This window comes from Campylobacter sp. RM19072, from assembly GCF_024723485.1.
Taxonomy (GTDB): Bacteria; Campylobacterota; Campylobacteria; order Campylobacterales; family Campylobacteraceae; genus Campylobacter; species Campylobacter porcelli.
Genome location: NZ_JANQCU010000001.1, coordinates 325433 through 337622, shown reverse-complemented (window position 1 = coordinate 337622; position 12190 = coordinate 325433). Strand labels below are relative to the sequence as shown.

The window sequence follows — 12190 nt, the reverse complement described above, 5'->3', positions numbered from 1 at the left end:
CTTAGAAGCTACTTTTTGGGTCGTGTTGGTGATTGTCAGTCCATTTAAGCATTGTGCCACCTAGCATATGGAAGTGTAGATGTGGCACCTCTTGACCGCTATTTTCTCCGCAGTTAGTAACTAGGCGGTATCCAGTTTTATCCACGCCTATGGCTATTGCCACTTCTTGGATAAATTTTGTCATCTCTCCCATTAGAGTTGGATCCATCTCTTGGAAATTTTCATAGTGCTTTTTAGGTATTATCAAGATATGCACAGGCGCCTTAGGATTTATATCATGAAATGCTAGAAATTTATCATTTTCTAAGACCTTATTTGATGGAATCTCACCAGCTACAATTTTATCAAAAATACAAGACATTGTTAAACTCCTATGTGAAATTATTCATAATTATATCAGATAATTTTTATAATTCCTTATAAATTTTGATAATTTTTCTATTTTTATTAAAGTTGTTTAAATATTCAAATGATAACTCATTTTAGTATTAGATGGATTAATAAATTTAACTTATCAGTATCAATTTTTTTTAATTAAATTTTGGATACAATAAATCTAAAAATTAGTTAAGGAATATGGTTTGCAAGATATTATTAGTAAGATTGACTTAGCTGCAAGCTTAGATGAATTAGAGCAAATTCGGCTTGAGCTATTTGGCAAAAAGGGTAGCATTACGGCTGAATTTAATAGATTAAAAGATGTTGAGCCTGAAAATAAGAAGGCTTATGCTCAAAGCTTAAATATCAAAAGAGACACTCTAACAGCCAAGCTAAATGAGAGAAAAATAATCCTTGAGAGTGAGTATATTAAAACTAAAATGAAAAGCGAAGCCATTGATATTTCGCTATTTGATGAGCCGCTTTCTACTGGCGCTTTACACCCAGTGATGCAGACAATGGATAGGATTATTGACTATTTTGTAGCACAAAATTTCAGTATTGAAACCGGGCCGCTTATTGAAGATGATTTTCATAATTTTGAAGCTTTAAACTTACCCAAATACCACCCAGCAAGGGATATGCAAGATACATTTTATTTAAAAGATTTTAGACTTCTTAGAACTCACACTAGCCCAGTCCAAGTCCGCACCATGCTAAATCAAAAGCCACCGATCCGTATGATTGCGCCGGGGTCAGTCTTTCGTAGGGATTTAGACCTTACTCACACTCCGATGTTTCATCAAGTAGAGGGCTTAGTCGTTGAAGAAGATACGAAAGTTAGCTTTGCGAATTTAAAATATATTTTAGAAGATTTTTTGAGATATATGTTTGGTGATGTTAAGGTTAGATTTCGACCTAGCTTTTTCCCATTTACAGAGCCTAGCACAGAAGTGGATATTAGCTGTATTTTTTGTAGTGGGTGCGGATGTAGAGTCTGTAAGCAAACAGGTTGGCTAGAAGTCCTTGGTAGTGGGGTAGTTGATCCAAATGTATTTGAGGCTGTAGGGTATAAAAATGTAAGCGGATATGCTTTTGGGCTTGGAGTGGAGCGTTTTGCGATGTTGCTTCATAGAATTCCTGATCTTAGAAGCTTATTTGAAGGGGATATTAGACTATTGGAGCAGTTTAAATGATAATAAGCAAAAAGTGGTTAAATGAGATTATAGATTTTTCAAATTTTAGCACCGAGCAGATCTGTGCTAAGCTAAATTCAATCGGATTAGAAGTAGATAGTGTTACTAATATCAAAATTCCAGATAATATAGTTGTTGGCTATGTAAAAAGCTGTCTAAAGCATGAAAATAGCGACCATCTACATCTCTGTGAAGTTGATGTAGGAGATAGAGTTTTACAGATAGTTTGCGGTGCTAAAAACGCAACTTCTGATATATATGTAGCTGTGGCTATGGTCGGTGCTATTATGCCAAATGGCTTGGAGATTAAAGAGGCTAAATTACGAGGCGTCCAAAGTAGCGGAATGCTATGCTCATCAACTGAATTAGGCTTACCTAAGATCAATGATGGGATTATGATCTTAGATGATAGCATTGGAGAGCTAGAACTTGGCAAAGCTCTTAATGAATATGATATTTTAAATGATGATATTATAGAGCTTGAGCTAACACCAAATCGTGGAGATTGTCTAAGTATTTATGGTGTAGCTAGGGATCTATCTGCGGCCTTTGATATCGCAATGAGAGATGAAAAATCTCTTAGCGAAGATGATAGACAGCTTGGGATTGGTCGTTTGCTTAGCATACATTGCGAAGATAAGATAGATGGAGCCTTTGCTTATAGAGCCATTGGTATCTCACAAGGCTTTAATCAAAGTCTTAAACTTGCTCTTAGAGTTGCGATGATAGGCTCAAACAAAACTACAAATTTAGAGCGAGTATTGGAGTATATCACCCACCATACAGGGGTTATATTTAGAGCTTATGATCATGGTAAATTAGCAAGTAGTAGCGATGAAAAAATCGCTATAAAAATCAAAAAATCAGGTAATAAATTATATGAAATTAGCTCTGCTGATAAGATACTTAGTATAGCAGGAATCTCTCAAAGCAGTGAAGCTAGAGTGGATGAAAATACCAAAATTGCGATAATAGAAGCTAGTTATATAGACCCAAATTTAGTATTGGAGTTGCTAGGCGATAACAAAAATATATCAAAAGATGAATTCGCCTACAGAACAGCTCGTGGGTCAGAGCCAAATTTAAATTATGCTATGAATATCTTATTTAATATTTTTGCCAAAGATAGCAATATATCGCCATATTCTGGCACCCAACAAGTCCAACTAGATAAAGAGCAGCTAACGATCAGCTTTAGCGCATCTGAGATTAGCTCAATGATCGGAATGCAAATAAGTAGCAGCGATGTCGTTAAAATCCTTAAAAAGCTTGGATTTGATATTAATGCCAATGTCGAACAAGAGCAGATATATGCTAAAGTCCCATTATATCGACATGATATCTTAAATTCTCATGATATTTGCGAAGAGATTGTAAGAATAATTGGGATTGATAATATCCTATCAAAAGCCTTAGAATATAGCGAAAAAAACCGCACAAATCAAGCATATAATAGATATAAATTATCTCGTGATATTAGGCAAAAAGCTGCGAATTTAGGATTTTTTGAAAGTGTGCATTATCTATTTGATAATCCAGCCGAGCTAAAAGAATTAGGTGTGCCTTGCTCATCTGAAGCGTTGCTAAATCCGATAAATAGCGAACTTAGCATCTTAAAGCCAACTCTTATAAATCATCTATTAAACGCAACAAGCTTTAATATCAAAAACTCAAAAAGATCAATTAAGTTATTTGAATTTGGCGATGTTATTAGCAAAGATGGGATTCAAAGGGCTAAATTTGGCTTTGTTTTTAGCGGACTTATAGGTGAGCCAACGCTGTTAAATGGGGCTAAACCAGCTACTATTGATTTTATACATTTTGCCAATTTAATCCAAAATATTTTAGGTAAAATTGAGCTAAGAAAATCAAGTGATATTGAATTTCTAAGCGAATTTGAACAAGCAAAAGTCTATCAAAATGGTGATTATATCGGCTATATTGGTAGAGTAAATGCTACAATAGAACAAAGCAGAGATCTATTTAAAACCTATGTTTGTGAGATAGATTTTGACAATTTAAAACCTATAAAAAAATTAGCAAATCCATACTCTAAATTCCAAAGCTTAAGTAGAGATTTAAGCATCATAATGCCAAAAGATATGCCTTATATCCGCATTAAAGAGACAATTGAGAAGTTAGAAATTAAGAGCTTAAAAGAGTTTTTACCAGTTGATATCTATAGTGATGAGAGCTTAGGCAATAGCGTGAGTTTGAGTATTAAATTTACATTTCAAGATGATAGCAAAACCCTTGAAGATGAAGAGATTGTAGCTATTATGGATAGTATTTTAAGAGCATTAAAAGAGAATTTGGGTATTGGATTAAGATGAGAGTAGAGCCTTTAAAATCAAAATTTGATGTAGAGTTTGACCTAGTATCAACAGATAAATCCATTAGCCATAGGTGTGCGATATTTTCGCTTTTGAGTGATGGGGTGAGTGTAATTAGCGATTATCTTGAGGCTGAAGATACTTTAAATTCATTAGAAATTGCTAAAAAACTTGGCGCCAAAATCGAAAAAATTGATAATAAATACTATATCACTCCACCAACCAAAATTAGCTCGGCTAAATCAGTTTTAGAGTGCGGCAACTCTGGAACTGCGATGAGAATATATATGGGGCTTTTAGCAGGTTGCGATGGATTTTATGTATTAAGTGGCGATGAGTATCTAAATGAACGCCCAATGAGGCGAATCGCTGAACCGCTTATGAAAGTTGGTGCTACTATCGATGGTAGAGATAGTGCTAATAAAGCACCGATCGCTATTAGAGGTAGAAACTTAGACTATTTTAGCTACGATTCTAAGATATCTTCAGCACAGGTCAAAAGCGCCTTAATCTTAGCTGGACTTTGTGCGAAGGGTTGTGAATTTAGCGAACCAGAATTGAGCCGAGATCATAGTGAAAGAATGCTAAAAGGAATGGGCGCTGATATCAGCTATAAAAATGGTAAAATCATAGTAAAACCACTAAATTCCAAAAAATTAAAGCCACTTATTATGAGTGTGCCAAATGATCCTAGCTCATGCTTTTTTTACGCTGTGGCTGCGGCTATAACTCCTGGGGCTAGGATTAAATTTAAAAATATACTACTTAATAAAACTAGAATTCAAGCCTATAAAATTTTAGAAAAAATGGGTGCAAAAGTTAGCTACACATTGACAAATAGCGAGTATGAAGATATAGGAGATATTGAAATTATCGGCGATAAATTAAATTCCATTATCGTAGATGATAACATCTCATGGCTAATAGATGAAGCCCCAGCCCTTGCTATTGCTTTTGCTTGTGCTAATGGTAAGAGCGAATTAAAAAATGCGGCTGAGCTTAGAGTAAAAGAGTGCGATAGAATTAGCGTAACTATCAACGCTTTAAAGGCTTGTGGTATAGAGGCTGGAGAGTATGATGATGGATTTTGGGTAGTTGGATCTAAACCAAATAGGGCATTAATAGATAGCCACGGAGATCATAGAATTGCTATGAGTTTTGCGGTGCTTGGGCTAAAGTGCGGAATGAATATATCAAAGAGCGAATTTATAGCTACATCTTTTCCTAAATTTAGCCATTTTTTAAGGGTTTTAGGAGCTAAGGTTGAAGATTGAACTTGCTAAAAATTATGGATTTTGTTTTGGCGTTAAAAGAGCTATTAAAATAGCTGAAAATTCAGCCGGTTCGCAAGAATCCACATCAGCCACAATCGGAGAATTAATACACAATAGCTTAGAAATTGATAGGTTAAAGGATAAATTTAGAGTAAAAACCTTAAAAAATATAAATGAGCTAACTGATGAGAAAAAGGCAATTATCCGCACTCATGGCATTACAAAAGGTGATTTGCAAAGGCTTAAAACCACTGGAATAGAGATAATAGACGCTACTTGCCCATTTGTAACCAAACCGCAAAATATCGTCGAGAAAATGAGTAATGAGGGTTATGAAATAGTGATATTTGGGGATATTAATCATCCTGAAGTAAGAGGCGTTATGAGCTATTCGACTAAGACTGTTCATGTGGTTTTGTCTAAAGATGAATTAGAAAGTGCTAAACTACCTCAAAAAGTAGCAGTAATATCTCAAACTACTAAGAAAATTGAAGATTTTATGACTATTGTAACCTACCTTATGCAAAGAGTAAAAGAGGTTAGAGTCTTTAATACAATATGTAATGCGACCTTAGAAAATCAAGAGGCCGTAAGAGAGTTAGCTACAAAAGCAGATGTGATGGTAATCGTAGGCGGTAAAAACTCATCAAATACCAAGCAGTTATATTTAATAGCTAAGAATTTATGCAAGGATAGCTATTTGATTGAGAGTCAAGATGAGTTAAATTCATCTTGGTTTAAAGATAAGAAATATTGTGGCGTAAGTGCTGGGGCTAGCACACCTGAGTGGGTTATACAAAATGTGATAAAAGAGCTTGAAAATATCGATAAAATTTGTAATGGTTAATATAATATAAAGCTAAAAAAAGGTAGAATTTAGCACTTAAATGCTGTAAAGCAGAAAGAAATCTATAGATAAAAGGAACAAGATGGCTGAGGCGAATAAATTCGTTAATAATGACATTGACAAAATCGAGCTAGAAGAAGATTTTGCTACTATGTTTGAAGAGTCTTTAAAGAGTGAAGAAGCTACCGTGTGCGATGGTGTAATCGTAAATATCAAAGATGATGAAGTCTATGTAGATATACGCAAAAAATCAGAAGGAGTGATGAGTATATCTGAGATCACTGATGAGAATGGAAATTTGCTATTTAATATCGGTGATAGCATTAAAGTAGCAGTAACAGGCTCTAAAAATGGCAGACCTAGCGTATCACATAAAAAAGCTCTTAGAAAAGAGAAGGTAAAGGCATTTATAGATAATTTTGATGAGAATGCTGAGAATATATTTGATGTAAAGATTATATCAAAAAATAAAGGTGGTTTTGTCGCTGTTAATGATGATGGTATAGAGTTTTTTATGCCTAGATCGCAAAGCGGATTTAAAGACCCAAATCAAGCTATGAATAAGAGCTTTAAAGTCAAAGTAATTAAGATTGATAAGGAAAATCAAAGCATTGTAGTCTCACGCAAAAAGCTAGTTGATGAAGATAGAAAAAAGCGTAAAGAGATAGTATCTACAATCTTAGAAAATAAAGATATAATAGAAGGCACAATCAAAAAAATTACAACATATGGAATGTTTGTAGATGTAGGTGGAATAGATGGCTTAGTCCATTATAGCGAGATTAGCTATAAAGGTCCAGTAAATCCAAATACTCTATATAAAGAGGGTGATAAGGTAGATGTCAAAATTATTAAATATGATAATGAGAAAAAGCATCTATCGCTATCTATTAAAGCAGCGGCTCCAGACCCATGGGAAGAGATCAAAGATGGCTTAGAGGTAGGAGATACTATTAAGGTAACTGTAAGTAATATCGAGCCTTATGGGGCTTTTGTTGATTTGGGTAATGATATTGAAGGCTTTTTACACATTAGCGAAATTTCTTGGGATAAAAATATAAAAAATCCTAAAGATTTCATCAAAGAAAATGAAGAGTTAGATGTAGAGGTTATAGAGATTAACCCAGCTAGTCGTCGCCTAAGAGTAAGTCTTAAAAATTTATTACCAAAACCATTTGATGAGTTTAGCTCTAAATTTAAAGAAGGAGATGTGGTAAAAGGTATAGTAACTACTCTTACTAATTTTGGTGCTTTTGTAAGAGTAGGCGGATTAGAGGGCTTATTACATAATGAAGACTCATCTTGGGATAGAAATGATAAGTGTAAAGATATGTTTAAAGCTGGCGATGAAGTAGAGGTAAAAATCATTAAAATTGATCCAAAAGAGCAAAAAATCTCTTTAAGCCAAAAAGATTTAAAAGCTAGCCCGGCTATGGAATATGCTAGATCTCACTCTATAGGCGATATTGTAAGTGGAACTATAAGAGATATTAAAGATTTTGGTATATTTGTAAGCTTAGATGGCAATGTCGATGCTCTAATTAGAAAAGAAGATATAGGCTCACTTGATATTGATTCTTTAAAAATTGGAGATAGCATAGAGGCGGCTATTGCTTTTATTGATGAGAAAAAGAATAGAATTCGCCTAAGCGTAAAAAGATTAGCTAAACAAAAAGAGCGTGAAGTCTTAAATGAGATTAATGATGATGATAAAATGACGCTCGGTGATATTATTAAAGAGCAGTTAGCATAATTGAGTTATGAAAACTAACAGCCTTTATCTTATTTTAGCTGTTATATTTGTAGTAGTTTTTGGTGGATTGATAGCCTTGTTTGCTTATGCAAATTCGGGGCTATCCTCTCCTTTAGCGACAGCTACTAGTAGTGATATAAATTTAGAGTATAACTATCAAAAATCAGGTAATTGGCTAGAGAAGATTGCAGAGTTTAAAAATAATAACTCTGTATTGCCTACAAATTTAATGATAATTAAGATAGATGATAAGAAGATTGCTGATAATAAGCCTACTAAACAATATATATTAATTATCAATAGATGTGATTTTTATTCTATGTTTTGTATAAATAGAGTTTTTAAGGATTTTAATCTAAATTTTACAGTGGTAAAAGATGGCGATATAGCTACTATTTATATGGATACAGATGATAAAGATATGGCTTTAAAAGTAGTTAATGGACTCAAAAAATATAATATTCATACAACTTTAAAGGAAATTAACCTATGAAAACAGTTATAGTGTGCGATGCTATCCATCCAGTTGGTTTTGAAATTTTAAATGCTCAAAGTGATATAAAAGTTATCGATGCTGTAGATATGCCAAAAGATAAACTTTTAGAGATTTTGGGTGAGGCTGATGTGGCTATTACTCGTAGCTCAACTGATTGTGGTGAGAAATTTATAAACGCAGCTACAAAATTGAAGGCTTTAGTTAGAGCTGGTGTCGGCGTGGATAATGTTGATATAGATGGCTTTTCTAAAAAGGGCATTATAGTTATGAATGTACCAACTGCAAATACAATTGCGGCTGTTGAAATGACTATGTGCCATCTGTTAAATAGTGCTAGAAATTATATTAATTCAGTAAATGACTTGCAGCAAAATCGTGTTTGGAAGCGTGAAAAATGGTATGGTAATGAGCTTTATGGCAAGACTTTAGGCGTAATTGGTTTTGGTAATATCGGCTCAAGAGTAGCATATAGAAGTCTTGCTTTTGGTATGAAGGTTATAGCCTATGATCCATATATCGATCCTAGCAAGGCTACAGATATGGGGGCTACATATACTACGAATTTTGATGATATTTTGGGTTGTGATTTCATCACTATTCACACACCAAAAAATAAAGAGACTACAAATATGGTAGATGAAGAGCAGATTGCTAAGATGAAAGATGGAGTAAGGCTTATCAATTGCGCTCGTGGTGGCTTATATAATGAAGAGGCTCTTTATAAGAATTTAAAAAGTGGTAAAATAACATATGCTGGTATCGATGTGTTTGTTAAAGAGCCTGGCAATGACCATCAGCTACTAGAGCTTAGCAATGTAAGTGCTACTCCGCACCTAGGTGCTAACACATATGAATCACAAAAAAATATCGCCATTGATGCAGCAGAGCAGGCTATTAGCGCAGCAAGGGGTATTTGCTATCCAAATGCTCTAAATTTACCTATTAAAGTAGAGGATTTACCTTTGTTTGTGGCTCCTTATACAGAGCTTTTACCTAAGATGGCATATTTTGCCTCTCAGCTTAGCGGTAAAAAGCAGATTAAAGCTATTAGATTGGAGCTTGAAGGAGAGGTATCAGATTACGCTGAAGCTATGCTATCTTTTGGCATCGCTGGTGCTTTAAAAGATGTTTTAGGTGATACTATAAATTATGAAAACGCCACGCTAAAAGCAGCTGAAAAGGGTATTGAAGTATCTACTAATGTAGTGCCAACAAGTGGATATAAGAGCAAATTAACAATCAAGCTAATCACAGATGAGGACTCTGTGAGCGTAGGTGGCACTGTATTTAGCGAAACAGAGCAAAGAATAGTAAGTGTAAATGGCTTTAAGACTGATTTTAAGCCAAAAGGCAGAATGATAGTATTTAAAAATCGTGATATACCAGGCGTTATTAGCGATATTAGCGGAATTTTAGCAAAAGCTAAGATTAATATTGCTGATTTTAGATTAGGTAGGGATAATGATGGCTTTGCCCTAGCTGTTATATTAGTAGATGAGGATATTAACAAAGATATACTAGACCAGCTAAATGCACTTGATGCGTGTGTGTGGGCTAGATATGCAGTATTAATTTAAAAGGAGAAAATATGGCAACATACTCTATGGGAGATTTAAAAAAGGGTTTAAAAATCGAAATTGATGGCAAACCTTATAAAATTGTCGAGTATCAACATGTAAAACCTGGCAAGGGTGCAGCATTTGTGCGTGTAAAAATCAAATCATTTGTTGATGGTAAGGTATTAGAAAAAACTTTCCACGCAGGCGATAAGTGTGAGGCTCCAAATTTAGTAGAAAAAGAGATGCAATATCTATATGATGATGGTGAATACTCTCAATTTATGGATGTTGAGTCATATGAGCAAGTAGCCATTGCTGATGAGGAGATAGGTGAAGCTAAAAAATGGATGATAGATGGAATGATGGTTCAAATTCTATTCCACAATGGCAAGGCAATTGGTGTAGAGGTGCCACAAGTTGTAGAGCTTAAAATTATTCAAACTCAGCCAAATTTCAAAGGCGACACTCAAGGTAGCAATAAAAAACCAGCAACTCTAGAAAGCGGTGCTGTAGTTCAGATACCATTTCATGTGCTTGAGGGCGAAGTAATTCGTGTAGATACTGTGCGTGGCGAGTATATAGAAAGAGCAAATAAATAACCCCTTCCCCACTTTTTTCATCCTTGCAAATTCAATCTTTGCAAGGAAATTTTGATTAAGCAAATTTTAGGAGCACTTATGAAAAGATTGGTGTATGCTGTTTTGTTAATTGTATTAGCACTTGGTGCGTATATTTTGGTAGATAATAGACTAAAAATTGCTAAATATAATTTTGACGCAAATAGCACGCTTGGAGCTGTGAATATAACAAGCTTTAAAGATGAGTATAAAATTTTATATTTTGGCTATACATTCTGCCCTGATATTTGCCCTTCTACTTTTACTATTCTCTCATCAGTAATCGATGAAATGGGGTTAAATGATAGGATTAAAGTTCTGTTTGTTACACTAGATTTACAAAGAGATAGTGAAAAGGAGTGCGATGAATTTGCTAAATATTTTTATCCAAATTCAGTATGTTTAAAGATGACAGATGATGAGTTAAAAAGGGTAGTGAGAAATTATAACGCTAGATATGAGATTGTAAATTTACAAAATTCAGCTATGGATTATAGCGTGGCTCATAGCTCTTCACTCTATCTATTTCAAAAAGATGGAAAATTTTATAAAGAGATCTCAAATTTAACCAAAGATGAGATAAGAAAAGAGATTTTGGGATTGACTAAAAATTAATCTTAACAAATCTATTTGTTTTATCAAATCTAAATGTTAATAGATTTTGCAAAATTCCAAAAAGACACATAAATGTTATAAAGCTACTTCCGCCATAGCTATAAAATGGAAGTGGAATCCCTACAACAGGCGCAAAACCTATAGTCATAAAGATATTGATACTAACATATATAAATATCAAAAGCGCCACAGCGCTTACTGCGACTTTGATGAAATATTCATCTTTAAGCTTGTAATTTAAGCTCAAAAGATGGACAATCAAAAACCCATATAGCATAATAAGCCCAGCACCACCGATAAATCCATATCTCTCAACCGTATAAGCAAATATGAAATCGCTTGTAGCAATTGGTAGGAATTTAAATTTAGTTTGAGTTGCTTCATCTACGCTTTTACCAGTTATTCCGCCATTTCCGATTGCGATAATGCTCTGTCTTACTTGATAACTTGGTTTTTCGCTTATGAAATCAGCTATTCTCTTTTTTTGATAATCGTGTAAATTTTCGTATAATATTGGCGAACAAATCCCGATTAAAAGGGCTATGCTAATCCAAATTTTGCGATTTACTCCGATTATAAATAGCACTCCATATCCAGTGATTAATAGCATAAGTGCCGTGCCTAAATCTGGCTCTTTTAATATTAAAACAAATGGAAGCAGTATGTAAAAGCTAATTTTGATAAATTGCTTAAGATTATAGCCTTCATCATCTGGTGGAGTTTTTTTGATGATATAAGCAAGCATTAAGACAAAAGCAGGTTTCATAATCTCGCTTGGCTGGATTGTAAAGTTGATAAATGGAATTTCAATCCACCTTTGTGCTCCAAGCTTGCTAACGCCGACCAATTCTACGCTTAGTAGCAAAATTATATTTATCCAATATACGCTAGGGATGAGCCACTCAAGTTTGCGAATTGGTAATAAAAAAAATAGCAAAAACGCCCCAAAGCCAATTATCAAATATGCCACCATCTTAGCTGAGAGCATATCGCTAGCTTCGTTTATTAGGCTATATGAAAGAAATATGATTGGCAAAATAAGTGCTGGTTGAACATAGTCAAAATGTGTTAAGATTCTCTTATCTAATAGTATCAAAATTCAAACCTAAGCAAAATTTGGCT

11 protein-coding genes are annotated in these 12190 nt (G+C 34.2%); 9 read left to right on the top strand and 2 right to left on the bottom strand.

Going from position 1 to position 12190, the window contains the following annotated elements; genetic code table 11:
* Position 1 precedes the first annotated feature (1 nt).
* On the bottom strand, positions 2-361 hold the full coding sequence (locus tag CSUIS19072_RS01745; RefSeq protein ID WP_086236846.1) for a histidine triad nucleotide-binding protein: 360 nt from the start codon (positions 359-361) through the stop codon (positions 2-4).
* 220 nt (positions 362-581) lie between these two features.
* On the opposite strand from CSUIS19072_RS01745, the gene pheS reads away from it, so the two are divergent.
* The 9 genes from pheS (at position 582) to CSUIS19072_RS01700 (ending at position 11068) form a co-directional block, all read left to right on the top strand.
* Positions 582-1574, top strand: a complete 993-nt coding sequence (gene pheS, locus CSUIS19072_RS01740) for a phenylalanine--tRNA ligase subunit alpha (protein ID WP_086292503.1) — start codon at positions 582-584, stop codon at positions 1572-1574.
* Positions 1571-3907: a phenylalanine--tRNA ligase subunit beta gene (gene pheT, locus CSUIS19072_RS01735; protein ID WP_086292505.1), complete on the top strand. Its 2337-nt coding sequence runs from the start codon at positions 1571-1573 to the stop codon at positions 3905-3907. The genes pheS and pheT overlap by 4 nt, the downstream gene beginning before the upstream one ends.
* Positions 3904-5181, top strand: coding sequence for a 3-phosphoshikimate 1-carboxyvinyltransferase (gene aroA, locus CSUIS19072_RS01730; RefSeq protein WP_086292507.1), 1278 nt, complete (start codon positions 3904-3906; stop codon positions 5179-5181). The genes pheT and aroA overlap by 4 nt, the downstream gene beginning before the upstream one ends.
* Positions 5171-6028 carry a 4-hydroxy-3-methylbut-2-enyl diphosphate reductase gene (locus tag CSUIS19072_RS01725; protein ID WP_086292509.1) on the top strand — a complete coding sequence of 286 codons (858 nt, stop codon included), beginning with the start codon at positions 5171-5173 and terminating at the stop codon, positions 6026-6028. The genes aroA and CSUIS19072_RS01725 overlap by 11 nt, the downstream gene beginning before the upstream one ends.
* Before the next feature lie 82 nt (positions 6029-6110).
* A complete protein-coding gene (locus CSUIS19072_RS01720; RefSeq protein ID WP_086236841.1) occupies positions 6111-7781 on the top strand; it encodes a 30S ribosomal protein S1 in 1671 nt (556 codons plus the stop codon).
* Positions 7782-7788: 7 nt separating this feature from the next.
* A complete protein-coding gene (locus CSUIS19072_RS01715; protein WP_086292511.1) occupies positions 7789-8274 on the top strand; it encodes a hypothetical protein in 486 nt (161 codons plus the stop codon).
* On the top strand, positions 8271-9854 hold the full coding sequence (serA, locus tag CSUIS19072_RS01710; RefSeq protein ID WP_086292513.1) for a phosphoglycerate dehydrogenase: 1584 nt from the start codon (positions 8271-8273) through the stop codon (positions 9852-9854). Before CSUIS19072_RS01715 ends, serA begins: the two co-directional genes overlap by 4 nt.
* An 11-nt stretch (positions 9855-9865) precedes the next feature.
* Positions 9866-10435 (top strand): elongation factor P, encoded by a 570-nt coding sequence (efp, locus tag CSUIS19072_RS01705; protein ID WP_086292514.1) that lies wholly within the window; start codon positions 9866-9868, stop codon positions 10433-10435.
* A 78-nt stretch (positions 10436-10513) separates the two neighbouring features.
* Positions 10514-11068, top strand: coding sequence for an SCO family protein (locus CSUIS19072_RS01700; RefSeq protein ID WP_086292516.1), 555 nt, complete (start codon positions 10514-10516; stop codon positions 11066-11068).
* Here CSUIS19072_RS01700 and CSUIS19072_RS01695 read toward each other — a convergent pair.
* Positions 11058-12164 carry an FtsW/RodA/SpoVE family cell cycle protein gene (locus CSUIS19072_RS01695; RefSeq protein WP_086236836.1) on the bottom strand — a complete coding sequence of 369 codons (1107 nt, stop codon included), beginning with the start codon at positions 12162-12164 and terminating at the stop codon, positions 11058-11060. The genes CSUIS19072_RS01700 and CSUIS19072_RS01695 overlap by 11 nt on opposite strands.
* Positions 12165-12190: the final 26 nt, after the last annotated feature.

Excerpts from the sequence above, each read along its gene's own strand:
- pheT (WP_086292505.1), top strand. The coding sequence starts at position 1,571 with ATGATAATAAGCAAAAAGTGGTTAAATGAGATTATAGATTTTTCAAAT.
- CSUIS19072_RS01745 (WP_086236846.1), bottom strand. The coding sequence starts at position 361 with ATGTCTTGTATTTTTGATAAAATTGTAGCTGGTGAGATTCCATCAAAT.
- CSUIS19072_RS01715 (WP_086292511.1), top strand. The coding sequence starts at position 7,789 with ATGAAAACTAACAGCCTTTATCTTATTTTAGCTGTTATATTTGTAGTA.
- CSUIS19072_RS01720 (WP_086236841.1), top strand. The coding sequence starts at position 6,111 with ATGGCTGAGGCGAATAAATTCGTTAATAATGACATTGACAAAATCGAG.
- serA (WP_086292513.1), top strand. The coding sequence starts at position 8,271 with ATGAAAACAGTTATAGTGTGCGATGCTATCCATCCAGTTGGTTTTGAA.
- CSUIS19072_RS01700 (WP_086292516.1), top strand. The coding sequence starts at position 10,514 with ATGAAAAGATTGGTGTATGCTGTTTTGTTAATTGTATTAGCACTTGGT.
- aroA (WP_086292507.1), top strand. The coding sequence starts at position 3,904 with ATGAGAGTAGAGCCTTTAAAATCAAAATTTGATGTAGAGTTTGACCTA.
- efp (WP_086292514.1), top strand. The coding sequence starts at position 9,866 with ATGGCAACATACTCTATGGGAGATTTAAAAAAGGGTTTAAAAATCGAA.